General features: G+C 61.7%; 18 protein-coding genes and 5 tRNA genes. 7 read left to right on the forward strand and 16 right to left on the reverse strand.

Going from position 1 to position 25,729, the window contains the following annotated elements:
• Positions 1 to 198: 198 nt before the first annotated feature.
• The 9 genes from BQ7477_RS07380 to BQ7477_RS07420 form a co-directional block, all read right to left on the reverse strand.
• Positions 199 to 1,530: a PrsW family intramembrane metalloprotease gene (locus BQ7477_RS07380; protein WP_084795710.1), complete on the reverse strand. Its 1,332-nt coding sequence runs from the start codon at positions 1,528 to 1,530 to the stop codon at positions 199 to 201.
• A complete protein-coding gene (locus BQ7477_RS12425; RefSeq protein ID WP_073983396.1) occupies positions 1,496 to 2,119 on the reverse strand; it encodes a hypothetical protein in 624 nt (207 codons plus the stop codon). The genes BQ7477_RS07380 and BQ7477_RS12425 overlap by 35 nt, the downstream gene beginning before the upstream one ends.
• The gene (locus BQ7477_RS07390) at positions 2,116 to 3,297 is read right to left on the reverse strand and encodes a glycosyltransferase family 4 protein (RefSeq protein WP_073983397.1); all 1,182 of its coding nucleotides are present in this window, start codon (positions 3,295 to 3,297) and stop codon (positions 2,116 to 2,118) included. The genes BQ7477_RS12425 and BQ7477_RS07390 overlap by 4 nt, the downstream gene beginning before the upstream one ends.
• Positions 3,294 to 4,220: a phosphatidylinositol mannoside acyltransferase gene (locus tag BQ7477_RS07395; protein WP_073983398.1), complete on the reverse strand. Its 927-nt coding sequence runs from the start codon at positions 4,218 to 4,220 to the stop codon at positions 3,294 to 3,296. Before BQ7477_RS07395 ends, BQ7477_RS07390 begins: the two co-directional genes overlap by 4 nt.
• Positions 4,217 to 4,843 carry a phosphatidylinositol phosphate synthase gene (gene pgsA / locus BQ7477_RS07400; protein WP_073983399.1) on the reverse strand — a complete coding sequence of 209 codons (627 nt, stop codon included), beginning with the start codon at positions 4,841 to 4,843 and terminating at the stop codon, positions 4,217 to 4,219. Before pgsA ends, BQ7477_RS07395 begins: the two co-directional genes overlap by 4 nt.
• A complete protein-coding gene (locus tag BQ7477_RS07405) occupies positions 4,843 to 5,418 on the reverse strand; it encodes an HIT family protein (protein ID WP_073983568.1) in 576 nt (191 codons plus the stop codon). The genes pgsA and BQ7477_RS07405 overlap by 1 nt, the downstream gene beginning before the upstream one ends.
• Positions 5,419 to 5,423: 5 nt before the next feature.
• On the reverse strand, positions 5,424 to 7,457 hold the full coding sequence (thrS, locus tag BQ7477_RS07410; protein ID WP_073983400.1) for a threonine--tRNA ligase: 2,034 nt from the start codon (positions 7,455 to 7,457) through the stop codon (positions 5,424 to 5,426).
• Between the two features lie 71 nt (positions 7,458 to 7,528).
• Positions 7,529 to 8,554 (reverse strand): lipid II:glycine glycyltransferase FemX, encoded by a 1,026-nt coding sequence (locus tag BQ7477_RS07415; protein WP_073983401.1) that lies wholly within the window; start codon positions 8,552 to 8,554, stop codon positions 7,529 to 7,531.
• A 105-nt stretch (positions 8,555 to 8,659) separates the two neighbouring features.
• Complete coding sequence (locus tag BQ7477_RS07420; protein WP_073983402.1) at positions 8,660 to 9,937, reverse strand: carboxylate--amine ligase; 1,278 nt, start codon at positions 9,935 to 9,937, stop codon at positions 8,660 to 8,662.
• A 71-nt stretch (positions 9,938 to 10,008) separates the two neighbouring features.
• Between BQ7477_RS07420 and BQ7477_RS11095 the strand changes: the two genes are divergently transcribed.
• Together BQ7477_RS11095 and BQ7477_RS07430 are read left to right on the forward strand one after the other, a co-directional pair.
• Entirely contained in the window at positions 10,009 to 10,689 is a 681-nt protein-coding gene (locus BQ7477_RS11095; RefSeq protein WP_084795712.1) for a hypothetical protein, read from the forward strand.
• A 4-nt stretch (positions 10,690 to 10,693) separates the two neighbouring features.
• Complete coding sequence (locus tag BQ7477_RS07430; RefSeq protein WP_073983403.1) at positions 10,694 to 12,454, forward strand: glycoside hydrolase family 13 protein; 1,761 nt, start codon at positions 10,694 to 10,696, stop codon at positions 12,452 to 12,454.
• A 242-nt stretch (positions 12,455 to 12,696) separates the two neighbouring features.
• Here BQ7477_RS07430 and BQ7477_RS07435 read toward each other — a convergent pair whose 3' ends face one another.
• The 6 genes from BQ7477_RS07435 to BQ7477_RS07460 form a co-directional block, all read right to left on the reverse strand.
• Positions 12,697 to 14,328, reverse strand: coding sequence for a DUF5979 domain-containing protein (locus tag BQ7477_RS07435; RefSeq protein ID WP_073983404.1), 1,632 nt, complete (start codon positions 14,326 to 14,328; stop codon positions 12,697 to 12,699).
• A 792-nt stretch (positions 14,329 to 15,120) separates the two neighbouring features.
• Positions 15,121 to 15,195 (reverse strand) — tRNA-Val (locus tag BQ7477_RS07440).
• A 1-nt stretch (position 15,196) separates the two neighbouring features.
• Positions 15,197 to 15,267 (reverse strand) — tRNA-Cys (locus BQ7477_RS07445).
• Between the two features lie 34 nt (positions 15,268 to 15,301).
• A tRNA-Gly gene (locus BQ7477_RS07450) sits at positions 15,302 to 15,374 on the reverse strand.
• A 54-nt stretch (positions 15,375 to 15,428) separates the two neighbouring features.
• Positions 15,429 to 15,500: transfer RNA gene (locus tag BQ7477_RS07455), tRNA-Val, on the reverse strand.
• Between the two features lies 1 nt (position 15,501).
• Positions 15,502 to 15,574, reverse strand: a tRNA-Gly gene (locus BQ7477_RS07460).
• A gap of 153 nt (positions 15,575 to 15,727) precedes the next feature.
• Between BQ7477_RS07460 and glgX the strand changes: the two genes are divergently transcribed.
• The 3 genes from glgX (at position 15,728) to BQ7477_RS07475 (ending at position 19,752) form a co-directional block, all read left to right on the forward strand.
• Entirely contained in the window at positions 15,728 to 17,839 is a 2,112-nt protein-coding gene (glgX, locus tag BQ7477_RS07465; RefSeq protein ID WP_073983405.1) for a glycogen debranching protein GlgX, read from the forward strand.
• 113 nt (positions 17,840 to 17,952) lie between these two features.
• The gene (locus BQ7477_RS07470; protein WP_073983406.1) at positions 17,953 to 18,507 is read left to right on the forward strand and encodes a DUF3000 family protein; all 555 of its coding nucleotides are present in this window, start codon (positions 17,953 to 17,955) and stop codon (positions 18,505 to 18,507) included.
• A complete protein-coding gene (locus BQ7477_RS07475) occupies positions 18,508 to 19,752 on the forward strand; it encodes an HRDC domain-containing protein (RefSeq protein WP_073983407.1) in 1,245 nt (414 codons plus the stop codon).
• Positions 19,753 to 19,846: 94 nt separating this feature from the next.
• Here the strand turns inward: BQ7477_RS07475 and dxs are convergent, their stop codons facing one another.
• Positions 19,847 to 21,748, reverse strand: a complete 1,902-nt coding sequence (gene dxs, locus BQ7477_RS07480) for a 1-deoxy-D-xylulose-5-phosphate synthase (protein ID WP_073983408.1) — start codon at positions 21,746 to 21,748, stop codon at positions 19,847 to 19,849.
• 133 nt (positions 21,749 to 21,881) lie between these two features.
• On the opposite strand from dxs, the gene BQ7477_RS07485 reads away from it, so the two are divergent.
• Together BQ7477_RS07485 and BQ7477_RS07490 are read left to right on the forward strand one after the other, a co-directional pair.
• Positions 21,882 to 23,882: a S9 family peptidase gene (locus BQ7477_RS07485; RefSeq protein WP_073983409.1), complete on the forward strand. Its 2,001-nt coding sequence runs from the start codon at positions 21,882 to 21,884 to the stop codon at positions 23,880 to 23,882.
• Positions 23,883 to 23,914: 32 nt separating this feature from the next.
• A complete protein-coding gene (locus tag BQ7477_RS07490; protein ID WP_073983410.1) occupies positions 23,915 to 25,720 on the forward strand; it encodes a chloride channel protein in 1,806 nt (601 codons plus the stop codon).
• The last annotated feature ends 9 nt before the right edge of the window (positions 25,721 to 25,729 follow it).

Raw genomic sequence — 25,729 nt, forward strand, 5'->3', positions numbered from 1 at the left:
TGGGGGCCGAGGCCGGGGCAGGCTGCGGGATTGAGTCAGCCCGACCAGACGGCACCTTTCCCGGCGACGCAGGCTGCGTCGCGGAGGAAGGAGCGGGAATCGGCGCGCTTCGTGCAGCACCCGGCTGGGGAATGGCGGGTTCACTCGGAGCAGGAACGCGATACTGTGGAATGTCTGTCACTGTGGAACTTCCTGCGGTCAGGCAACGGCTGAGCGCGAGGACACAGCCTTGGTCACGTCGTCCTGTTGCGCGGCAATGGACGTCAGGCGCAGGAATTCACGCCGGTTCTCGGCTGCATCCGCCAGCATCTGACGGTCATTATCGATACGGGCCGGATCAGGTCCGTGCTTGGCCATAATATGTTGGTCGAGTCCGAGCGACGCCAGATCCGACAGGAACGAACGCATTGCCTTCTTGGCGTCTCGCCCGCCGCGCGCAACCCATTTCATAGCGGCCTTGCGTGAGCGCCTATCCGTCGCCATCGTAACCTCTCCGGGAAGGACCCAGCCGGTACGAACGTAGGGAACCAAGCCCTTGCGAATCTTGTCTGCTTCTTTGCGTGTCGCACGCAAGAGTAGGACCGACCATACGATAAAGCACGGCACTTGCACAACAAAATACAGGATAATGAACCATCCGCCGCCGAAGGAGGCGCTGCCGTTCCACAGGAGGTGGATGAGCATGGCTAAGGTCCAGAAGACCACGACAATTCCGGCCTTAGACCAGCCGCGCTTGAACTTCAGCAGAGCCAGGGCTAAACCGATGCCGGTCATCGAGGTTGCCATGACGTGCAGGAAGGGACTGAAAACGCCGCGCATAACGACGAGCACGATGAGGCTCGCTGTGCCTTCGGCCTCGCCGCGCAGGAAATAGAGAATGTCCTCAGTGAACATAAAGCCCGCTGCCGAAAATCCTGCATAGACCACGCCGTCAAGAACGGAGTTAATGCTGGTGCGACGCACAACGACGACGATCAGCACGCCGATCGCCTTAAGGGTTTCCTCGACGAGGGGGGCAACGAAGGTCGCAGATATTGCCGAGGCCGATTGAGCATCGCCCGTGGTGTAGGCGATGTTCACGTGCAACGCTGTATTGAGGATGCCGGCTGACAGGGTCGCAACACCGGCGCCCCAGAGGAACATCGTGAGTTTAGTCTTCCACGGTTCGGGCTCCCACCGGTCGATGCGGATGAGGAATCCGACGACGATGGCAAGTGGAATGAGCGCGAGTAGCGTCGTCTTGACGAGCGCGAAGTATCCCGACGCTGCCGGGCTGAGCATGTAGAAGGTCAAGCCAATGAGACCAAGAATACCGACAACGGTGAGCACCATTTCGAGCCACGGGAAGGAATGAATCGCCTTCGGTGGCTGCCAGACAGGTGCCGCATCGTCAGGAGCGGGTGCCCCGATGCCATTATTGTCACTAATGGCTGCTGCACTTATCTTGCGCAGGCGGTAGTCCTCTCCTGGCCCGCCCCAGTGGGTGGTCTGCATGTCAGTATCCCCGTCCGCCAGTTTGTGTGTCGTCATCAAAATCAATGGACTCTGGAACCGGAGCGTATCCGGCGAGCCGTAGCAATTTTACCATTCGTGCGGAACGAAGGGCGCGCACACTTGATACGTCCACGTTATGCACGTTTCGAGTTAGTTCTATTCGGTAGCAGGTTGCATCAAGGGCATTAAGACGCCCGACTGCCTGCGGATCGGTCGCAAGCCGGGCACGAACAGCGGGGGTAAGCGTGTCCCTGATGGAACGCGACAAACTGGAAGCACGCTCAAGCCGAGCAGCGACCTTCACCCGATCGCCCTGACGGCTCCCGCTCGTCCGACGATCAAGTCCGTCAGTCGTAAGCTGATCCCCGTCATCGTGGATGCATGCGCGCGCAATGTCGCGCATCATATCCGCCTCTCCCGCGACGAAAGGCGCCGTCTGAGCGAGAAGCGAGGCCTCGGAGGCGCGACGCAACAACAGGCGCGACAGCGCGTCACGCGACGCGATGATCCGTTGATGAAGCCGATCGAGCCGACGCGCCCGACTGACGGCAGCAGCGACAACAATAGCGAGCGCAATGACAGCGAGCACTGCTGCCAGGAGCGCCCAAGGCGACATTAAAATCACAGGGACTCCTCCTCTCGCTCCCGCCGTCCCCGGATCAAATCAAGTGGACGACGAGAACCTGATTCAGCAGGACTACCCATGTCGATAGCGAGCTTGTAGACCTCAAAAACCTTATCCGCCACGACCTCCCAATCGTATTGCGCGGAGGAACGCTGCCCAGCCTCCGACAGCGCATCGAGCCGATCCCGATCCTCCAAAAGGTCGTTGAGTGCCGCGGCGAGCGACTCGCAGCTGCCTGTCTCAAAGAGCACACCCGCGCGACCATCCTCCAGGACAGCTCGGAAAGCGGGAATGTCGGAAGCGATCACCGCTGTGCGAGCAGCCATAGCCTCGACCAGCACAATTCCGAAGGACTCCCCTCCCGTCTGAGGGGCGACGTACACGCTCGCGCCAGCCAGCAATGACTCCTTCTCCTCGTCGCTGATTCCACCGAGAAAGGACACAGACTCACCAAAACGCGCCACAGCGGCGCGAATCTCGGGAGCGTCTCCCCTGCCCGCGATCAGGAAACGGGCACCCGGGAAATGCTCCAGAACAGGCCCGATTGCGCCGGTGAAGACCCCCAAGCCCTTACGAGGTTCGTCAAGGCGCCCCAGAAACACAACAACCGGACTGCCCTCGCGGGCCTGCCATCGGGGAAGAGGCTGCGCGGCGCGAAACGCAGCCGTTTCAACACCGTTGGGAATAATGACCGCGTCACCGCCGTGATGCTCAATGAGGGTGCGGCGCGCCTCCTCAGATACTGCGATGCGCACTCCGATACGTTCCATGTACAGGCGCATCGGTGCCGACGCAAGAGTACGGGAGACCGAACGACCCAGCGCAGCGTGGAAGGTGCCCACCAGCGGCGCGCTCGATAGCATCGCCGCCGCCATTGATACGGATGGAACAACCGGCTCATGCACGTGGACAACATCGAAGTCATTGTCAGCCAGCCAGCGGCGCGTTCGTTTCAGCGTCGTCGGCTTCACCGAAATGTTGGCGACCGAACCGTTGAAGGGAATCGACACCGACGAACCCGCTGACGTGATCCACTCGGGTAAGTCCGACGACGTCGAAGGAGTCAACACACGCACGTCGTGTCCACGCGAACGGAACTTCAACGCCAGATCACGAATGTGGAAACCCACTCCCCCGGGTACATCCCACGAATAGGGATTCACGATTCCAATCTTCACCGATTCTTCCTCTCGTGCTGCGCGCGGGCGCGTGCCAAGCGTTGCGGATCGAGGTCCTCCACGAACACTCGCTGCATCATGTGCCAATCCTGAGGTTTATCGGCCATCATGGCAGCAAACTCGCGAACCCACGCCGCCGTCAGTGCCTCCACGCGGTTGACACCTGCGCCGAGTTCGTCGGGGACGGTCACCGGGCCAACGCATCGAACACGCACGTCCGCTCCGGTGGCACTCTCGTTCTCGTAGGTAATGCATGCAACAAAGAGCGGGCGACCCAGCTTTGTCGCAAGAGCAGCAGGGCCGGCCGCGACGAGCGCACGCCGGGTCCCCAGGTCAACCTCGATGCCGGAACCAGAAATGTCACGATCTGCTAGGAGCGGCACGATGACGCTGCGTGCGCGCACACGCTCAACGAGGGCGGAAAAAACAGAGTCACCCTTGCCCACACCAATAACTTCCATGCCCAGGCCCTCACGCAGGGCCACGAAGCGCGCAAAGAGCGAGGGCGGCTCAACCTTTTCAGCCACCGTGACGATAGTTCGTCCGTTCGCACACACCCATGCGCCCGCACGGTCCCAACTCCCCGAATGTCCCAAGGCAAGGACAACTGGGCCGTCGACGCTCGCACGGACAAGTTCGTCAAAGCCTTCGAAGGTCACCCCCGCCAGCAAGGAACAACCCCTGCGCGAACCCAGCATCAGCTCTTCAGCATAGTTGCGGATGTGTGAACGCACCGCGGCGGTGAGTTCTTCTGGTGACGGCTCCCTGCCCGTCAGGCGTGTCATATTCGCCCGCAAACGCTCAATGGGTTCTCCTCCACGACGCGCGAGCACGCCGGCACCAACATGGGCGAGGCGCATCACGGCACGCAGGGGCAGGCGGGGCGCCAGTGCAAAAGCGGTCGACAGGGGCGAAAAGGTCACTGCGCTCCCTCGTCGATGTGACGCGCGGTGAACCAGATGCGCTGGCAGACAGTAATGAAAGACGCAAACGCAACCCACGTCAGGCCAAGAGCCAACACCCACGCGGGCGCGCCCACACTCATGACGATCGCCGACCCCATTCCAACAATCAGACGGTCTGTCCGTTCCGCGATTCCCAGCTTCGCGACCACGCCGACGGACTCCGCTCGGGCGCGCGCGTAGGGGACGGCTGCCGCGCCAATGATCGAGCAGATCCCAGCGACAATCACCCACGTACGCACTGGAGACTCATTCATCCGGAAGACCGCGAAAGCCGTGAGCGAACCGAAAACCGCGCCGTCGGCGAGGCGGTCGAGCGTCGAATCCAGGAAGGCACCGAAGCGCGTTCCGCCGGTCGTCATCCGCGCCAGCGTTCCGTCGACCGAATCGCCGAACATCACGACCGCCAGGGCGATACCACCCTGCCAGATCCACCCCTGCGGGATGCAGATGACCGCCACCGCCACGGAGGCAACAGTTCCAGCCACTGTCACCATGTTCGGTGTCACGCCGAGTCGAGCGAGAACACGAGCGAGCGGGGTAAAGACCGCCTTGGTGATCGACCGTCCGTGATTACCAAGCATCACTTCTCCTTCGGCCAGGCGGCGGCAAGGCGGGCGCGCGCGTCCTCCAAGAGTTCCGGCACCGCCTTCGTGCGCGCAATGATGGGCAGAAAATTGGCATCCCCCGCCCACCGGGGCACGATGTGCTGATGCAGGTGAGCGGCGATTCCTGCCCCCGCCACCTCGCCCTGGTTCATACCCAGATTGAAGCCGTGCGGGGCGGCAACCTCGCGTGTCACTCGCATCGCGGTTGCCGTTAGCTCCCCCAGCTCGATGCGCTCCGGGGCAGACAGCTCCGTGTAATCAGAAACGTGTCGATATGGACACACGAGCAAGTGACCAGAGTTGTATGGGAAGAGGTTCATGAGCACGAAGCACGTGGCGCCTCGGTGAACGATGAGTCCATCGTCGTCGGCCTTACCGGGCGCGGCGCAGAAAGGACACGTGCGGTCACTCGCGTCGGCGGGTTTGCCCTCCCCGTGGATGTAGGCCATCCGGTAGGGGGTCCAGAAGCGAGAGAAGCCGTCCGGGACGCCCGCAAGCTCGCGGGCGTCCTCGGTGGGCAACGGTTGGTGGGGCGTGCCCTGCTCCGTCATGTCGCTCACGCCTCGTCGAGGCCGTCGATCTGGTCCGCGTTGTTGCGCTGCTCAATGTGCGCGGCGATCAGCTCGACGGCGCGGTCGACGGCAATGCCGTTGTGCTGCGAGCCGTCGCGCAGGCGGAAGGACACGGCCCCGGCCTCGACGTCCTCGCCACCGGCGATGAGCGTAAAGGGAACCTTGTCCTTGGACGCGTTGCGGATCTTCTTGCCGAAGCGATCGTCGGACAGGTCGGTCTCGACGCGCACGCCGCGCTCACGCAGTTTCGCGGCGACGTCCTTGACGTAGCCGTCGAAGGCCTCGGCGACGGGGATGAGGCGGACCTGGACGGGCGAGAGCCACGCCGGGAACGCGCCCGCATAGTGCTCGGTGAGGACGCCGATGAAGCGCTCAACGGAACCCAGCTTCGCGGAGTGGATCATGACGGGGCGCTGACGGGTGCCGTCGGCGGCCGTGTACTCCAGGTCGAAGCGCTCGGGCTGGTTGAAGTCGTACTGAATCGTCGACATCTGCCAGGTGCGGCCGATCGCATCCTTGACCTGGACGGAGACCTTCGGGCCGTAGAAGGCGGCGCCGCCCGGATCGGGCACGAGGTCCAGGCCGGTGGCCGCGCAGGCGTCCTCAAGCGCCTTGGTGGCGGCCGCCCAGTCCTCGTCCGAGCCGATGAACTTGTCCTTCTTCTTGCCGTCCTCGTCGCGCGTGGACAGCTCCAGGTAGAAGTCTTTGAGGCCGAAGGCGGAGAGGATGGAGAGGAAAAACTCGATCTGCGTGCGAATTTCCTCGGAGGCCTGCTCAGGCGTGCAGTAGGTGTGCGAATCGTCCTGCGTGAAGCCGCGCATGCGGGTTAGGCCGTGCACGACGCCGCTCTTCTCGTAGCGGTAGTCGTGGCCCAGCTCGTAGAAGCGCAGAGGCAGCTCGCGGTAGGAGCGGCCGCGCGAACGGAAGATGAGGTTATGCATCGGGCAGTTCATGGCCTTGAGGTAGTACTCCTGGCCTGCCTTGGTCACGTTGCCGTCCTCGTCGCGTTCCTCGTCAACGAGCATGGGTGGGAACATCGTGTCCGCGTAGTAGGGCAGGTGACCCGACGTGTGGAACAGACCGCCCTTGGAGATCTCGGGGGTGTGGACGAAGTCGAAGCCTGCCTGCTTATGACGGTCGGTCACGTAGGACTCGATCTCGTGGCGCAGGATGCCTCCCTTGGGGTGGAAGATGACCAGGCCGGGGCCGATCTCCTCGGGGAAGGAGTACAGGTCCAGCTCGACTCCGAGGCGGCGGTGGTCGCGGCGCTCGGCTTCCTTGATGCGTTCCTGGTAGGCGACGAGGTCCTCCTTGGAAGCCCAGGCCGTGCCGTAGATGCGCTGGAGCTGGTCGTTCGACTGGTCGCCCTTCCAGTAGGCGGCTGAAGCCTTGGTGAGCGCGAAGCCGTTGCCGATCAGTTTCGTGGAGGGCAGGTGGGGGCCGCGGCACAGGTCCTTCCAGGCGACGGAGCCGTCGCGGCGGACGTTGTCGTACATGGTCAGAGTTGCGCCGTCAACCTCGACGGAGGCGCCCTCCGCGCCCTTGCCTTTCGTGGTCACGAGTTCGAGCTTGTAGGGCTGCTCGGCCAACTCAACGACGGCCTCGTCCTCGGAGACCTCACGGCGCACGAAGCGCTGCCCTTCCTTGACGATGCGCTTCATGCGCTTTTCGAGGTCGCGCAGCAGCTCGGGGGTGACCGCGTCGATGTTGCCGAAGTCGTAGTAGAAGCCGTCTGTGATGAACGGGCCGATGCCGAGGTTGACGTCGGGGAAGACGTCCTGAACGGCCTGGGCGAGCACGTGGGTTGCGCTGTGACGCAGGATGTTCAGGCCGTCTTCGCTGGCCAGTGTGATGGCCTCGACGGTCGTGCCCTCTTCGAAGGGGGTCGCGAGGTCGCGCGGGATGCCGTCGACCTTGATGGCGACGACGTCGCGGGACTTCTCGAACCACGTCGTGCCCGTGGTCCCCGCCGGTACGGTCTGGTTTTCTCCGTCGATGACGAGCGAGATGTCGGGCACAGTGTCTCCTTGGTCGATACGGTCGATGCAGTTAGGTGCTAGTGGGATTCTAACGCCCGGGGGCGGGCGATTCAGGAGCGGGCGCGCCAGTCCTTGATCGCTTTTGCGGCGCTCAGGGCGCGATAGGTGTTCTTTTTGACGGGCATATCCCATCCGCCGGGGACGTCGGTGAAGTGCGCCGCAAAGGCGCTCTTGTACTTGCCGACGCTGTAGAGATCGGGGCAGCGCGGGGAGTGTGCGCCCATGAGGTCGAATTCGCGCACGCCGTCGCGGGCGAGGAACTCGGCGGCCAGGAAGTCCAGGACCGGGGGTTGGCGCAGGCGTCGACCGGCCTCGGTGGAGGCGCCGTATTCGGCCTGCGCGCGGATCCCCTCCACGAGGCAAAAGTCCCAGCACAGGATGGCGCCGTCGGCGTCGCGCATGGAGAAGATGCGCGCGTGCTTGGGTCCCAGCGTGGTGAGCAGGCTCATGTAGTAGGCCTTGGGGTGAGGACGGAAACCGTCACGCTCGGCGGTCTCCTCCATCACCGCGTAGTACTCGTCGATGACGTCAGTGGCGTTCGCCGTGTCCTCGTGGAAGGTGATGCCTTCCGCTTTGCCTTTCTTCAGGCCGGAACGGATGGAGCGCTTGCCGGACTTCGGCATTGCCGCGAGGATCGCCTCCTCGGTCTTGCCGGAGGTATCAATGACGACGGTTCGGTCGTAGGAGATGGTCTGCAGGGGCATCACCAGATCCGGGTGCTGGTAGATGGCGTGCAGGCGCACGAAGACGACGGACTTGTCCCGCTTCTTGATCTCGCGCAGCAGGTCCGCGCGCAATGCGGCCTCACGTTCGGGGGTCGCTTCCTTGACCCATGTGGGTCCCCACTTGGCCCACAGGTAATGCACGCCTCGCACCGCGTATTTGTAGAGGGTGATGAAAGCGACCTTGGTGTCGTCCTCGCACCATGCGTACCGTCCCCACACACCGTGCCCCTGGGACTTTTCGAAAGCCTCCCACACGCAGGCCTGTTCGATGGGCAGGGAACGGTCCTGGAAACCCGAGACTGCTGCGATTTTGTCTTCTTGGGAGATAGGCACGAGAGAGGTGGTCGTCATGGTGTCCTCGTTAGTCGAAACGTACGGTCGCGTGTCGCAGGCCAGTTTAGCAGGGGCCGTTCCCCCATCGACGAGGCCGAGGCCGAGTGAGGGGGCCAAGCTCGGTCAGTACGAGGTTTGGGTCGGCTCGGGATAGAAGCGCGCGAACTTACGCCGATGGTTTTGCTTTTGAAGCCATACGGTGATGTTGCGGCGCAGATCCTTCTCGGTGGGATTGAGGAGTAGGTCGAAGCGGCGCCCCTCGCGGATAATGCGCTTCACGCGTGCACGCAACTGCGTGTCAGTGATGTAACGGAGCAGGAGGGAGTCGGGAACCATCGTGTATAGGATCTCGTCCTTCGCTTGTGTTTGCTCGCAGGCTTGACCGTCGATGAGGTCGGCGACCATGGGAATCATCGGATTTGCGCCCGCGGCTGCCATGTACCAGTTGTTGCGTCCGATGCGCGGGTTAACCTCGAAGAAGACGGCCCGACCGTCACGCGGATCGATCTTGACATCGAAGTTTGCAAATCCGCGGTAGCCGTTGTCGGTAAGCAGCGTGCAGGCGTCCTCCCACAGTGAGGGGAAATCCTCGGTGATCATGGCAACGGGGTTACCAATCATTGTCGGGGCGTGATCCTCTAGGAGCACACGGGCAGAGCCGATGAGGGTGACCTCACCGCGGGAGTCCACGTAGGCGGTGATTGAACGCATCGCGGTGTTGTCGCCGGGGATCAGTTCCTGAACCAGGAAGGTGTCCCGGAACCCCGAAGCCTTGAGGGTCTCCCACAGCTGGGCGAGCTCGTCGGGCGTGTCGATGAACCAGATCTTGCGTTTGCCCTCGAATTCGAGGACGTCGTAGGGCTCGCCGTTGGCGGGCTTGGCGACCACGGGGAAAGCAAAGGGAATCTCCGGGCCAACCCAGGCCTCGTCCAACGCGTGCGAGAAATCGACGACGACTGTGCGCGGCGTATCGATACCCGCCCGCTCGCAGGCGCGCGCGAACTCCGCCTTATCCGTGAGCCGATTCATGACTTCCTCGCTGGGGAAGGGCAGCGCGTAGTGACGCGAGAGCGCATCCATGTTGCGCGCCACGAACGCAGAGAAAATGTCGTGGTTCGCCATCAGGATGAGCTTCTTGTCCGGGTGGCTCCCCGCGATCGTCATGAGAGTGTCAAGCAACTGAGCATCGGTCGCGTGAGCGCTCACGTGGTGGACATCAAAAAAGTGTGACCGTGTGATCGAATCGGTGGGCTGCGACCCCACGCAGATGCAGCGACACCCAAAGGCCTCGTTGAAACAACGCCCAATACCGTAGACCCCGAAGTCTCCACCGATGATGACGGGGAGGATGTCTTGACGGGGAGTGAGCGGGCGAGGCCGCGTCAAGTAGTCGATTGTCATGCCCCCAGCCTAGCGCCTGGTAGGATACAGAACGATCCCTGAGACCTGACTCACCACCACGAAAGTAGCGTATGAGCACCCCTTTCCCCCCTAACAACCAGCAGCCCTTCCCCAACCAGCAGGTGAGTGGCCTCCCCCCACAGTCCGGCTACCAGCAGGGTGCACCGCAGGGCTTTGGGGCCGCGACGCCCGCACAGGGTCCGTACGGCGGCCAACCAATGGGCCGCACACCCAACAAATCCAACGGCGGCCTCATCGCAGCAATCATCGCAGGAGTGTTTGTCATCACCCTTATCGGCGGCATCGTCGTCATGGGAATATTCTCAGCCGCCACGGAGGAACGCTCCGCCGGGGACCGTTCTTCCTCTCCCTCACCCACCTCAACCTACTCCCCCACGCAAAACCCCCAGCCTTCAACAACACCCAGCCCGCGCTCGACATCGACATCCAGCCCTCGTCCGACGGCAACAAGTTCCTCTGGCACCGGCCTCACGTCCTCCGAAGAAACGGGCGTTATGAACGAGTGCAAGGCCGCGCTGGGCCAGTCAATTTCCAACGGATACATCACAGAGCGCACGGTTAAGAGGTACGGCACGAATAGCGATGGCTTGCCCCAGTACACCGTGGACGGCACCCTGACCGGCACATACCTGACGACTGGAAAGACGGGCACGTACAACTTCACCTGCACCGTCGTCTACCACACCGACAGCAAACTGTACGAAGCCTGGGCGTTCATCAGCGCGAAGTAACCCCATGATTGTCCGACCCAGCCTCTTACCCGCCGCCAGGGTCCACGCGGACCCATGGTGGATGAACGCCATCCTGTACCAGATCTATCCGCGTTCTTTCCAGGACATGAACGGGGACGGGGTCGGCGACCTGGAGGGGATTGATCGCCGCCTCGATTACCTGGCGGACCTCGGTATCGACATCGTCTGGATTTCACCTATCTACCGCTCACCTCAGGCGGACAACGGGTATGACATCTCCGACTACCGCGACATCGATCCGCTGTTCGGCGACCTCACCACTTTTGATGCCCTTGTAAGCCACGCTCACGAACTCGGTATACGTGTCGTCATGGATCTGGTAGTGAACCACACCTCGGTGGAGCATCCGTGGTTCGTGCAGTCCGCCTCGGGAATCGACTCACCGCGTCGCGACTGGTACTACTGGCGCGACCCCAGACCCGGCACAGTCCCTGGCTCCGCGGGTGCTGAGCCCAACAACTGGGAGTCTTTTTTCGGTGGTCCCGCGTGGGAGTACGATCCAGCGTCGGGCCAGTACTATCTTCATTTGTTTGCACGCGAGCAGCCTGACCTGAACTGGGAGAATCCCCAGGTCCGCGACGCTGTGTACGACATGATGAACTGGTGGCTGGATCGGGGCGTGGATGGTTTCCGTGTCGATGCGATCGACGTCATCTCGAAGTTCCCAGGATTGCCCGACGGCGGACCCGCCCGGGCGCCGTTCGGTGTGGGACACGAGTGTTTCGCGGACGGCCCGCGCCTACATGAGTTTCTTCAGGAGATGCACGAGCGCACTTTTGCCCTGCATCCCGGATCGTTTACGGTCGGTGAGGCGTCCAACGCGTCACCTGAATCTGCGCTCTTGTTCTGCGATCCCGCTCGGCGAGAGTTCAACATGCTGATTCAGTTCGAGCACGTCAACCTCGGCCAGGAGGCCGGTAAGTTCTCGCCACGCCCCCTTGCCGAGGGAGAGCTAGCCGATGTTCTGACACGCTGGCAAGAGACTCTCGCAGATCGAGGATGGAACGCCCTGTACGTGGAGAACCACGATCAGCCACGCGCGGTGACCCGCTTCGGGGATCCCGATGCTTTCTGGTTCGAATCCGCGACTGCTCTCGCCACCGCCTACTTCCTTCAGCGCGGCACCCCCTTCATCTACCAGGGCCAGGAGATCGGTATGCTCGGCGGGTGCTTCACGCGAGCGAGCGATTTCCGGGATGTTGAATCACTCAACTACCTGCGTGCGAGCGGTTCCACCCTCGTCCCGGCTGGCTTAGCTGCCATCTCGCGCGACAACGGGCGCACCCCCATGCAGTGGGATGATTCACCGAACGCAGGCTTCACGTCGGGAATACCGTGGATCGACGTGCCGACCTCGGCGACACGCATCAACGTTGACGCTCAGCTCCACGATCCTTCTTCCGTCCTCGCTTATTACCGTGCGCTCATCGAGGCACGCCATCGCATCCCGGCTCTTACTTTCGGGTCCTTTGAACGGATCGACGCTGGCTCACCCGCGATCTTCGCGTACATGCGCGCGTGTGAGGGCAGCGCCGTTCTCGTCGTGGTTAATCTGTCGGGGCGCGCCCTCACTCCTGCTCGTACCCTCCAGGACGAGGCCTACTGCGCTTCTCGCTGGAGCCTGTACTTGAGCAACGCTACAGAGGAAGTCAGAGACGGTTCTTCGGGCTGTGCCGAGCACGACCCATCCCCTGCTTCTGTTCTTGCTCCGTGGGAGGCCCGGGTCTACGTGAGTTCACGCTAGGACCCTTGCGTGTGCACCGCACGGTCGGCGATTTGTTGTGCTGGAACGATTCTACCTGCACCAAACCGTTCGAGTTCCCTCCCGCTTTCTTATCGTTCCGCGGTCGTGTCCACTGTGGCGTCCGCTGCCATAGTCGCGATGTCTGCGCTCGCACCTTTATCGGTTCTATCAACGACCGTGGGTGGGAGGAACATCGTTCCTCCCACCCACGGTGAGGCGGTCGTTAATCCGGTGCTTTCAGTTCAGCCGCGATGACGCTTGGCCGCTATGAACGACAGGCCGACAATCGCGATGATTCCCGCCAGAGCACCCAGTCCTGACGCGTCGGCACCTGTCGTTGCAAGCTTGGGTGCGGGCGACGGCGAAACCGAAGGCGTTGGCGCAGGACTCGACGGGGTGGCCGAAGGCGTGGGGGTCGGGGTAGGAGCGAGTGTATTCGTCAACGTCAGTGAATAGACGTGGTCGTCGCTCAGAGTGAACGTCGCCTCACGATTGTCGGCTGCGAGCGTAACACCGTCAGCAGTTTCGAAGACTCGGCTGGCCGCGTCGTTCCACGTGATCTCAGCGGACGCGGGCAGATCACCCTCGGTGACGGTAACGACGGTTCCCAGAGGTAGGGACTCTGGGTAACTGTACGTCTCCCCCGCCTTGATGGTTGTCTCAAAGGTCTTATCCACGGACGGGTCGGCGACGTTCTTCAGAGTGATGACCAGGGTGTAGTCGAGATCCTTGGCTGATTCGGGAAGATCGCCCTCGACTTTCTTGGTCACGGAGAACGTCTGATGCGCGTAAGCGTCTGCGGTCGCACCGTAACGCAGGACCTTCCTGACGGGTTCAACAGTCTTACCGGGAACGTTGAACGTCACTGTGTTGGCGAATTCACCAAGGACGTCTCCTGCACGCTTCGCACCCTCGACGCGAGCAGGAAGCAGAATAATTGCCGACTGGTTGGCGGGGATTTCGGCGAGCGTGACAGTGACTTTCGTGGAGGTGCACTCAATCTGGGCGGCGTTACCGAAGGCCCCGTTCGACGTATCGTTCACCTGGCGCAGACCGTCGGAAGTCGTCGGGTCGGTCACCAGGTAGGTGTGGGTCTTCGTGTAATCGTTGACGGTGTTACAGTCGAAGCTCCAGCGGGAACCTGCGGGGACCTCATCGACGATCGAAGCACCGGAGACCGCGGCATCACCGGCGGGCACAATGACTCGCCACATGATTGCCTTATTCTCGTCGCCGTCTTCGTTTTCTGTCAGATTCAGCCATCCGTCCTTCTGATAGTGGGCTTCACCAGGAGTCCGGCGAGTCATCTCGAGGTTGCGTGTCACCTTCCCGCCGACCGTCACAACGTAGTGTTCGCCGCCGGGGCCGCTGTACTGCGCCAAACCGTGCGTCGTCACCGTACCGTACCACTGGGCAGCGGATTCAACCCTGTCGTTGAAAACGACGGTCACATTGCCATCGGCACCCCAGGTACCACAACCGACCACGATATTGTCGTGCGAGACCACATCGAAGGCACGGGCGACGTTTGGACGAAGCACCGACTCGCCGTTCGCTTGGTTGACAACGTTCGCGTTATAGGTGAAGTAGTCGCCTGCCTTGACATGCCCTGTGCTCTTCCAGGGAAGCTTGACACCCAGGTCCCACCAGTCGCCCACCGAGTGAATCTCGTGGTCGCTCTGGTCGACCAACTGGGCATTGTTCCAATCAAGCGTGACCTTATCGCTTACATTCGTCACCGCGCCAGGACATGCGGGAGCGTCTGCGTAAGCGGGAACCTGTGCGCCAACGAATTGCGTGAAGCCAAGAAAACTCAGTATCAAAGCAACGGCTGCTAAGTATGCGCCCAGATGACGGCGCTTCACGGCGACCATAGATAACTCCTGTCAACGGGATATGCGACGATGTCGCTTCATGCATTGCCAGTCTATGTCACCGTCCTGCAATTTGGTCAAGAATAGGAAGAATGAGTTCACCGTAACCAATATTTCTTGACTTCGACAAGGCATATATACCGCAGTTTCATTAGTATCAATCAGGATGTGTCAACTTTTATTGTTCCGGCGTGTCGCTAATTTTAACAACACTAATTAACAGGGACGAAGTCGCATGCTTTAAAATAATATGGGATCATTTTATTAGCGCATGGTTCAACACTGCCGAAGACTGACAAACCAATGAATAGGGACGGCGCACACACAGGTATCAATTGCCTATAGGCCAACATGTATAGATGGCGATGAGCGTTCACTTATATACCGGTGCGCACACGCAACAGAACGGGCATAACCCACCGGATAGCATTCGGACGGTAGATGACAGCCCAAGCTCTTAGACGCGCATCTCAAGGACGGAATGGGTTGCCACTACTACCCATTGGATCCGTTCGGGAGCCACGCCACGAGCCGCGGCCCACAACAGGCTAAGAACCTCGAGTTTCAGACAGAAGCGCCACCACACCCCAGCTCCATCCCATGGGGAAATGGCACCATTAGAGTCGCGACACGCCGACAAGCCACCCCTAATGAGGCATCACAACCAACAAAAACACCGGCTTTCCCGCATCGACAAGCCGAAAAGTCACCCCTCCAGCAACACGTAGCGTCCTACAACTCGAAAGAGGGGTTCGAAACAGTAAAGGCCGGATCACAGTGATCCGGCTTACCTGGTGGGCGATACTGGGATCGAACCAGTGACCTCTTCCGTGTGAAGGAAGCGCGCTACCCCTGCGCCAATCGCCCGAGGTGGGTACGGGATTCGAACCCGTGTATACGGCTTTGCAGGCCGCTGCCTCGCCTCTCGGCCAACCCACCACGCCCAATGGGATCGTGTGGATTCCCGATTGAGAGCGGATGACGGGACTCGAACCCGCGACCCTCACCTTGGCAAGGTGATGCTCTACCAACTGAGCCACATCCGCGTGAACCGCTTGTGCGGCCGGGCATATGCCCGCCAAACCCGTAAAGGTTGACCGTGGGCGATACTGGGATCGAACCAGTGACCTCTTCCGTGTCAGGGAAGCGCGCTCCCGCTGCGCCAATCGCCCGAGCGGATGACGGGACTCGAACCCGCGACCCTCACCTTGGCAAGGTGATGCTCTACCAACTGAGCCACATCCGCAGTTCTCAGAGCGTTTACCGCTCTTCGCAACGGGTAAAACCTTAACAGACCTACGGGCAGAAATGCAAAACCAAACGATAGTTATCCAAGTCACATGCTCATTTTTATGCGGATTATCGCCACTCGCGCTGCATTCGTGCCACCCTTGTCGGTATGGAAACTCGACCTGGTAAGGCTTACCCACTGGGTGCCACCTTTGACGGAACCGGCACGAACTTCGCGATCTACTCATCGGTTGCAACGTCTGTGACGCTGTGCCTGCTCGACGAGAAACGCAATGAAATACGCATCCCCATGACCGAGGTGGATGCCTACGTCTGGCACGTGTACGTACCGCAAGTGCGCGCCGGTCAGCGCTACGGCTATCGCATCGAAGGCCCCTGGGATCCGGCCAACGGTCTACGCTGCGACTCATCCAAGCTGCTCCTCGATCCCTACGCGAAGGCCATCGAAGGACAACTCAGCGATTCGCTCGACCTCCTGTCCTACCAAGCCAACGACCCACTCAAGCTCAAAGGAGGTGACTCCAGTAAGGCGACCATGCTCTCCATCGTCGTTAACCCATTCTTCGACTGGGAGGGTGACCACAGCCCAGGACACGACTATTCAGAGTCGATCATTTATGAGGCCCACGTCAAGGGCATGACGATGCGGCATCCTGACGTCCCCAAAGAGCTGCGCGGAACCTACGCAGGCATGGCACACCCGGCCATCATCGAGCACCTCACCAAGCTCGGCGTCACCACGGTCGAGCTGATGCCGATCCACCAGTTCACAAACGACACGACACTGCAGGCAAAGGGTCTTTCAAACTACTGGGGTTACAACACCATCGGCTACTTCGCCCCACACAACGCCTACGCGGCGTCGAAAGAACCGGGCGCCCAAGTCTCCGAGTTCAAGGCGATGGTCAAAGCACTGCACGCAGCAAACATCGAGGTCATCCTGGACGTGGTCTACAACCACACGGCCGAGGGTAACCACATGGGTCCGACCCTGTCCTTCCGCGGCATCGACAACCCCTCCTACTACCGCCTCGTGGACGGCGACCGTCAGCACTACTTCGACACAACAGGCACAGGTAACTCCCTCCTGATGAGTTCCCCGCAGGTCCTCCAGCTCATCATGGACTCCCTGCGCTACTGGGTCACTGAGATGCACGTTGACGGGTTCCGCTTCGATCTGGCCTCCACGCTGGCCCGCCAGTTCGCTGAAGTCGACCGCCTCTCCGCGTTCTTCGACCTCATCCACCAGGATCCGGTTGTCTCACAGGTAAAGCTGATCGCCGAGCCGTGGGATGTTGGTTCCGATGGCTATCAGGTGGGTGGATTCCCTCCTTTGTGGTCAGAGTGGAACGGCAAGTACCGCGACACCGTTCGCGACTTTTGGCGCGGCGAGTTCTCCTCGCTCCCCGGCTTCGCTTCGCGACTGGCCGGCTCCTCCGACCTGTATGGGACGACGGGACGCAAGCCGATGGCGTCCATCAACTTCGTCATCGCCCACGACGGGTTCACGCTTCGTGATCTCGTCTCCTACAACGAAAAGCACAACGAGGCGAACGGAGAGGGAGGCGCGGACGGCGCAAACGACAACCGCTCGTGGAACTGCGGGGCAGAGGGCGACACGGATGACAAAGAAATTATCGAGTTGCGCTACCGTCAGCAGCGTAACTTCCTGACAACGCTCATGTTCTCCCAGGGCGTGCCGATGATCGCACACGGCGACGAACTCGGACGCACGCAGCGAGGTAACAATAACGTCTACTGTCAGGACAATGAGCTTTCCTGGATCAACTGGGACCTGGACGAACACGACTACAAGCTCCTGCGTTTCACGCGCCACCTCATCCACCTGCGCCGCGATCACCCAGTAATGCGCCGTCGGCGTTTTCTCGAGGGACCAGCCAAGCGCGGTGGCGAGTCAGACCTGGCCGAAATTGAGTGGTTCACTCCCAGCGGCACACACATGACCGAGGAAGAGTGGAATCAGCCTTGGGCGCGCTCCACGATGGTCTTCTATAACGGGGATGCGATTCGAGAACCCGATGCGAACGGACAACGGATTCTCGACGACGATTTCTTACTCCTGATTAACGCGGCTCCGGAAGCAGTTGATTTCACACTGCCGGACGCCAAGTACGGACACCTGTGGCACACGGTCGTTGACACGGGAGGAGATGACGACCGCAAGGACTACCGTTCCGGAGACACCGTGCATGTAGGGCCACGCACCGCTTACATACTGCGTAATCCGCGCGGATTGTAAAACACTAGGGCCATCTCGATGCGTCACGGGCAACACGTACCCACTACTTATCGAGATGGCCCTTAGCGGCGCGTCTGAAGCAAAAAGAAAGATGACACTCGTACGATTTAACCGTGAATGAGAACGCGGTGCCCGAGGAGTTTATCCGGGCTCTGCTGTCCCTACGACAGGCCGACCACCTGCCGCATATCGTCCTCGAAGAGGTGCCCCCGCCTCGTCGTTTGGCGCCGTTCACGGCTGCGCTCGCAATGCGCACGATTGACGAGGACAGTGCGGGGCAACCCCTATCGACTGGTCGCATGATCATCCTTCACGATCCTGTCGAGCAGATCGGTTGGAACGGTGTTTTTCGCATCGTGTGCCAGATGCGCACTCAGGTTGATGCGGACATGGCGATCGATCCGATGCTCGCCGAGGGCGTGTGGGGGTGGATGATTGACTGCCTTGACGGCGCAGGTGCTGGCTTCCATGACCTGACGGGCACGGTTACCCGCGAGATGAGTGAGACTTTCGGCGGCCTGGAGCTGCGAGGATCATCTCTGTTTGTCGAGGTTCGCGCCTCGTGGACGCCCAACAGTGAGTATCTCGGGGAGCATCTATCCGGATGGGCAGATGTGATGCGCCGAACAGCCGGCATTGTTCCGATCCGTCATCTTGAAGGAGTCTGAGTGCTGGTCAACAACGGCGGCGGCTTGCCGCGGGGCGATACGGATAACCCGGAACTTGTTGCACAGCCGCGTGGGGGGATCCCCACCGTTGTTAATACCCGACGGGACCTTCAGGCAGCCGCGCGAGTCCTCGCCTCAGGTTCGACTCCGATCGCGCTGGATGTGGAGCGCGCACAGGGATTCCGCTACGGAGCTGACCCCTACCTGGTGCAGCTCCGACGTGAAGACGTCGGAACTTTCCTCTTTGACACACATGCCCTACCCAATCTTGCTGAGCTGCAGCCGGGCGTGGAGGACGTGTGGCTCCTGCATGATTCCCTCCAGGACCTGCCGAATCTGCGGCAGGTCGGCCTGCGAGTCCCGGCCCTCTTCGACACGGAGGTCGCCGCGCGCCTGGTGGGATTGGAGCGTTTCGGCCTGGCGGCGGTCGCTGAGCAGGTGCTGGGCCTGGGCCTCGTGAAGGACCACCAGGCGTCGGACTGGTCGGTGCGCCCCCTACCTAAGGAGTGGCTGCGCTACGCGGCTCTGGATGTTGAACTGCTGACGGAACTGTACTATCGCCTTTCGAAGCGACTCGATCAGATGGGGCGCTGGGAGTGGGCGCAGCAAGAATTCTCGTATGCGCTCACGGTAACTCCCCCAACTGCGAAGCCTGATCGGTGGCGGTCGCTGCCAGGCGCAGGCAAGATTCGCTCGCGGCGAGGCTTAGGAGTCTTGAAGGCCCTGTGGGAGACCAGAGAGTCGATCGCGCGCCGCATCGACATGTCCCCCGGTCGCCTGGTGCGTAACGCTGCACTCGTGCGTGCAGCCTCGAACCCGCCTCGCAATAGGCGCGCGCTCATGTCCATCAACGAGTTCCGCTCCCCCATTGCCCGCCAGTTCGAGGACGAGTGGATGCGCGCGCTCGCTTCTGTGGCCACGATGACCGAGGATGAATTGCCGCCCAAGCGTAAGCCTGTGCAGCCAGGGTCGATCCCTGAGCCTCGCCAGTGGGCACGCATCGACGAGGCCTCGGCCGCGCGCTTGGGAACGGTCCGATCCGCGGTTGCGAGTGTCGCGTCATCATTGGGCTTGGCACCGGAGGTCGTGCTTGCCCCACAGGTACAGCGCTACCTTGCGTGGGCTCCCCTGGATCCTTCACGCCCGTCGGGAGACGAGGTTGAGGAGCGGATGGTTGCGCGCGGCGCGCGCGACTGGCAGATTGATCTGACCCTCGACCCGATCTGCGACGCGCTCGGCGTCTGAGGACTCCCAACCAGTTTCCTGCTTGCCCTCCCGCTTGGCGGTAAGAATTCCCTGGGGCATCGACGTGTATATCCCAGGGAACTTCGCTCGCGCGTCAGTTCGTTGAAACCTTGTCAGCGAGGTCTCGCGCAGAACGCTCGATGCCGTCCGCATCGTAGCCGAAGCCTGCGATCATCTGGGTGCGATCGCCGTGTTCAGGAAACACCTGTGGGACTCCCAGGCACCGCACGGGAATGCCAGAGCCGACTAAAGCCTCACGCAGCGCCCATCCGAAGCCGCCGTGAACGATTCCGTCTTCCACGGTGATCACGGCATCGTAGGTGGATGCCATCTGCGTCAGGTCACGCGAAATAGGCAGAAGCCAGCGCGGGTCGACAACAGTGACGCTGATACCATCCGCGGCCAGACGCTTCCCGGCTTCGATGGCGTCTGGGGCGCATGCGCCGGCCCCCACGATCAGGAGCTTAACGGACGAATCCACGCAGGCTTCATCAAGGAGGACGTCCACTGCCCCGACGGTGTGCAGCGCGGGCATTGGCTCTGGCAGGGAACCTTTGCGGTAACGCAGGACGGTGGGCGCAGTATCGACGTCAAGAGCTTCACGTAGCTCGGTGCGAAGCGTGTCCTCATCACGAGGGGCAGCCAGCCGCAGGCCCGGGATGAGGGAACACATGGCGATGTCCCAGACACCGTTGTGTGAGGCCCCGTCGGCACCGGTAACCCCAGCCCGGTCGAGGACGAGCGTCACACCCGCCTTGTGCAAGGCCACGTCCATCAGGAGCTGATCGAAGGCCCGATTGAGGAAGGTCGCGTAGAGGGCGACAACAGGATGAGCCCCCTCGTACGCCATGCCCGCTGCGGACGCAACGGCTTCGGCTTCCGCAATACCCACGTCGATGACACGCCCCGGGTAGGCCTCGTGCATAGGCCCAAGGCCCACAGGGCGCATCATCGCTGCGGTGATTCCCACGATGTCGTTGCGCGCGCCCGCCTGCAAGCAGATTTCGTCAGCGAAGACCCCTGTCCATCCGAAACGCTCGGGGGCAACAGGAAGCCCCGTCTCCGGGTGAATCGGGCCGACGGCATGGAAACGATCCGCGATGTCTTTTTCGGCGGGCTTATAGCCGCGACCCTTTTCGGTAATCATATGGACGATGACGGGTTCTTCAAGGGTGCGGGCTCGCCGCAGAGCCGTCTCGACGGCGCCAATGTCGTGTCCGTTGACGGGACCAATGTACTTCAGGCCAAGATCTTCGAACATGACCTGCGGTATGAGCGCATCCTTAATCCCGGATTTGAGGCCGTGGAGCGCATCGTAGGCGGCGCGTCCGGGGGTGCCATGACTGAGCAGGTGCTGTTTGCCCCAGGCGAGGGCCTTCTCATAACCCGCGGAAGTACGCAGCGCGTCCAGGTGGTCTGCAAGGCCACCAATCGTCGGAGCATAAGAGCGACCGTTGTCGTTGACGACGATGACGATGCGACGATGCTTAGAGGCCGCGATGTTGTTAAGTGCCTCCCAGGCGAGTCCCCCGGTGAGCGCCCCGTCGCCGATGACGCCGACCGTCCATGTTCGTTCGCCCCGGCGGTGCTTCTCGCGCGAAATGCCGTCCACCCAAGCGAGTGAGGCCGAGGCGTGGGATGATTCCACAACATCATGCTCGGATTCTGCGCGCGAGGGGTAACCCGACAGGCCTCCAGGTTGACGCAGTGACGAGAAGTTCTGGCGCCCTGTAAGAAGCTTGTGCACGTAGGTCTGATGGCCGGTATCAAATACGATCGTGTCCTGTGGAGAGCGAAACACACGGTGCAGTCCGATCGTCAGCTCGACGACACCCAGATTTGGACCCAGGTGTCCACCGGTTCGTGAGACGTTCTCGATCAAAAATGAACGGATCTGCGCTGCGAGCCGATCGAGCTGTCCGCGCTCGAGGCGACGTAGCTCCCGAGGGGTGGTGCAGCGCGACAGCAGATCACGCGCGTGTGGTGCTCCAGACATGCCTCCTAGTGTAGATGCCCATCGTCTCACCTACAGATCAAATTGGGAACGCTTGACCTCCCGATACAGGCGGTGCTCCTACGCGCGCATTAAGATACAGGTATTGGTACGCCAACCGATCTATGGAGGCACTATGTCCGTCACCGTCGCGCCCCACGGCATCTGGAAGTCCCCGATCACGGGCGATTCTTTCACTGCTCGTTCCGTCACCCTGTCGCAGGTCCGCGTCGATGGTCCGGACACCTACTGGGTGGAGGGGCATCCGCTGGAGGGAGGACGCGGAACACTTCTGCGCCGTCGCCCCACCGGTGAAACGGGAGAGGTCCTACCACTGATCGACGGTGTCCGACTGCCCGATGTCGGCACGCGAGTCCACGAGTACGGCGGCAAAGCCTACGCGGTTCACCACGGGCTTATCGTGTTCTCCGACCGCACGGACGGTCGTGTTTACGCCTTTGACACCTCGGAGCCGCGCCGAGGCGCGCGCCCCTTGACGACTCTGTCGAAGGTCCGCTACGGAGACTTTTGGATCGCCGACGTGCGAGACCTCGTCTACGCGGTCGCTGAGGATCACTCGGGCGATGGCGAACCCGTAAACTCGATCGTCGCAATCCCGTTGGACGGGTCAGCAGCGCGCAATGATGATGCGATCATCCCCGTTTTTGGCGGAACAGACTTCGCCCAAGCCCCGACGGTTTCCCCCGATGGCACAAAACTTGCGTGGCTGTCGTGGAACCATCCAAATATGCCGTGGACCTACTCGCAGCTGCACGTCGCATCGTTGACCTTTGAGGGAACGATCGACCGGGAGGTCGTCCTGGTTGACCGCCCGGGCGTATGCGTCTACGAGCCGCGCTGGACCCTTGATGGGGATCTCATTCACGTCGATGATTCCTCCGGTTGGGCAAACCTGTACCGCACCCAGGGTTTCACGTGGAAGGAAGGTGAGGAGCCGAACGCGTGGATGTCGCGCCTGCGTACCCGCTCCCTGCACCCGGGTAAGCGCGCCTTCTCCCACCCACACTGGCACCTCGGACTGCACTCCTACGATAACTTCGACAACGACTACCTGGTGTGCTCGTGGGCCGAAGACCAGGTCTGGCATATCGGCACCGTGCGAATCGATAATGGACTGACCGAGGAGTGGGCGACCGGCTGGTGGCCGATCGGTAACGTCGCCGCTGCTGATGGCCGCGTCGTATTCCTGGCAGATTCCTCAACGCATACGCCGGCGATTGTCGAGGTGTCACGCGGTCAGACGACGGTATTGCGGCCCTCTTCGGAGGCCGAGGTACCGACCGCCCTAGTGTCCCCGGCCGAAATGCTGTCGTGGAAGACCTCGGACGGCGAGGAAGCGCACGGCTTCTACTACGCGCCCGTCAATCCCGACTTCGCGGCCCCCGAGGGTGAGCTTCCCCCGCTGATCGTCAATGTGCACGGCGGTCCAACCAGCTCCACGCGCCCCGGCTTGTCGGTGCCTTTCCAGTACTGGACCAGCCGAGGTTTCGCAGTCCTCGACGTGAACTTCCGCGGCTCGACTTCCTTTGGTCGTGCCTACCGTGAACGCCTGAACGGTCATTGGGGTGTCATGGATGTCCAGGACTGCATCGACGGCGCCCAGTACCTCATCGACCTGGGTCGAGTCGACCCTGCGCGCGTGGCGATCCGTGGGCGTTCCTCCGGGGGCTTCACGGTGCTCAACGCGCTGGCAGCCTCCGACGTGTTCACTGCGGGGACTTCCTTCTTTGGCATCGCGGACCTGGCGAAGCTGGCGGCGACAACCCACAAGTTCGAGTCGCATTACGACTCGATCCTGATGGGCAGCAGTGACATGTCCGACCCCGTGTGGACTCAGCGCTCACCAATCAACCACGTGGCGGACATAACGGCCCCCCTGTTGCTCCTGCATGGGACCGACGACGCGGTTGTGCCCGCAGAGCAAGCCGAGGAGATGTACGAGGCGCTGCGTTCGAACGGAAACGCCGTGGCCTTGAAGCTCTACGGGAGCGAGGGGCACGGCTTCCGATCGGCGCGCAACATCAAAGATGCGTGGCTGTCCGAGCTGTCCTTCTACCGGACCGTCTGGGGTATCGACACCGATAATCCCATTCACGTTGAGATCGCTAACCTGTGACACCGTTAACGAAGTCCCCGCACCACGATCAGATGGCCGCGGGGACGCGCGTTCGCGTCGGCCACACGATTGCCGCACACCGTTCGTTGCTCGGCGTGGCAGCCGCGCTCGTCGGCGCGGTGGTTGGCGCTGCCGCTGTCCTCTTTAACCTAGCGATCCGAGCATGGACCTGGGTATCAACCGGTGTCGAGGAGTACACGACGCACATCGGACAGGCACACGGCCTGTGGGGCTGGTCCCCGTGGCTATTCCTCCTACTGTCCCCCGCCATCGCTGGCTTTATCTATGGCCCACTCATCCAACGTTTTGCGCCTTCCGCGAAGGGTCACGGCATCCCCGAGGTCATGCTCGCTGTCCGACGCAAGGGTGGACGCATTCCGGGGCGTGTCGCGGTCGTGAAGATTCTGGCCTCGGCCCTCACCATCGGTTCAGGCGGTTCAGCTGGACGCGAGGGTCCGATCGTTCAGGTAGGCGCCTCGCTTGGTTCAACCATTGCCTCGTGGATGCACATGCCTGTCTCTCGCATCGTCCTGCTCGCCACATGCGGGTCGGCAGCGGGTATCGCGGCAACCTTCCACGCGCCGCTCGCCGGTGCAGTATTCGCCCTGGAAGTGATCCTTGTCGAGTTCACGGCAGAGACCTTCGGCTTCGTCGTACTGTCCGCCGTCACTTCCTCCATCGTGGCACGTGTCCTCCAGGGTGATGAGATGGTCGTGCGGGTGGCCGACAACCTAACTTTTGCGTCCATGTCGGACATGTGGTGGGTGGCTCTCCTCGGTCTGGTCGCTGGACTGTGCGGCCTCGCTTTTTCGAAGATTCTCTATTCCTCAGAAGACTTCATCGACTGGGTGTGGGCGCGGACGCGCCTGCCCGAGTGGGCGCGCCCGGGTATCTTGGGCTTGTTCCTCGGCGCGGGCCTCGTCGCGTTCCCCTACATGTACGGATCAGGCTATCCGCTGGAGGAGCAGGCGATCGCGGGTTCCTACTCGATTGGTTTCCTGCTGGCGCTCATGATAGGACGCGCCCTGTACACCTCCTTCACTATCGGTATGGGCGGCTCGGGCGGCGTCTTCGCACCGACACTATTCATTGGCGCGATGGCGGGCGGTGCCTACGGTATGCTCCTGTCGCCGCTGACCAACTCGCCTGTCGGGGTCTTTGCGGTGGTCGGCATGGGCGCGGCCTTCGCAGGTGCGGCGCGCGCTCCGATGACCGCGGTGCTCATCATCGTAGAGATGACGGGCCAGTTCTCACTGATTTTACCGATGATGCTCGCAGTCGTGATCGCGACGGGGGCGTCGCGTTTCCTGACCCGGGCGACGATCTACACGGAGAAGCTTCGCCGTCGAGGCGACGTGCTCGATGACCCGGTCGAAGGTACACTCCTGGGCACACGCGCGGCATCACAGTGGATGACCCCCGCCCCCGAGGTCCTCGTGTCGTCACGGTCCGTCGCCTCCGCGTTGTCTGCGCTGCGCCGCACGAAGGAGACCGCACTGCCCGTTGTGGATGAGGAAGGACGCTTCACGGGACTCGTTTCCTCACTACGCTTAGCGGAGCTGACACAGGAGGACGGCTCACTGGACTCACCCATGTCGGAATTGCCTCTCATTGACGAGGCCGTCACTGCCTCAGCTCTCCCATCCGAGGTTCTTGGGGCGCTGCGGCGCACAGGCCTGCAGGCTCTACCGGTCGTTGACGTCGATCGACGAGTCGTCGGCTGGGTGTCCGAGCGCGAGCTGGTGGATCGCATGTACCGCGACCAGCGCCGCGCGATTGAGGCCCGCACACAAACCTCATGGGGTTCACGCATGCAGGAGCGCAGGAAGCACCGCTAGCGGGTGAGT

This window comes from Actinomyces bouchesdurhonensis (assembly GCF_900128465.1).
In the GTDB taxonomy this organism is placed as follows: Bacteria; Actinomycetota; Actinomycetes; order Actinomycetales; family Actinomycetaceae; genus Pauljensenia; species Pauljensenia bouchesdurhonensis.

What these genes read in the sequence shown, in the direction of transcription:
- BQ7477_RS07380 (WP_084795710.1), bottom strand. Translation starts at nt 1,530, where the DNA reads ATGACGACACACAAACTGGCGGACGGGGATACTGACATGCAGACCACC.
- pgsA (WP_073983399.1), bottom strand. Translation starts at nt 4,843, where the DNA reads ATGCTTGGTAATCACGGACGGTCGATCACCAAGGCGGTCTTTACCCCG.
- BQ7477_RS07405 (WP_073983568.1), bottom strand. Translation starts at nt 5,418, where the DNA reads ATGACGGAGCAGGGCACGCCCCACCAACCGTTGCCCACCGAGGACGCC.
- BQ7477_RS07415 (WP_073983401.1), bottom strand. Translation starts at nt 8,554, where the DNA reads ATGACGACCACCTCTCTCGTGCCTATCTCCCAAGAAGACAAAATCGCA.
- BQ7477_RS07420 (WP_073983402.1), bottom strand. Translation starts at nt 9,937, where the DNA reads ATGACAATCGACTACTTGACGCGGCCTCGCCCGCTCACTCCCCGTCAA.
- BQ7477_RS11095 (WP_084795712.1), top strand. Translation starts at nt 10,009, where the DNA reads ATGAGCACCCCTTTCCCCCCTAACAACCAGCAGCCCTTCCCCAACCAG.
- BQ7477_RS07430 (WP_073983403.1), top strand. Translation starts at nt 10,694, where the DNA reads ATGATTGTCCGACCCAGCCTCTTACCCGCCGCCAGGGTCCACGCGGAC.
- BQ7477_RS07435 (WP_073983404.1), bottom strand. Translation starts at nt 14,328, where the DNA reads ATGGTCGCCGTGAAGCGCCGTCATCTGGGCGCATACTTAGCAGCCGTT.
- glgX (WP_073983405.1), top strand. Translation starts at nt 15,728, where the DNA reads ATGGAAACTCGACCTGGTAAGGCTTACCCACTGGGTGCCACCTTTGAC.
- dxs (WP_073983408.1), bottom strand. Translation starts at nt 21,748, where the DNA reads ATGTCTGGAGCACCACACGCGCGTGATCTGCTGTCGCGCTGCACCACC.
- BQ7477_RS07485 (WP_073983409.1), top strand. Translation starts at nt 21,882, where the DNA reads ATGTCCGTCACCGTCGCGCCCCACGGCATCTGGAAGTCCCCGATCACG.
- BQ7477_RS07490 (WP_073983410.1), top strand. Translation starts at nt 23,915, where the DNA reads ATGGCCGCGGGGACGCGCGTTCGCGTCGGCCACACGATTGCCGCACAC.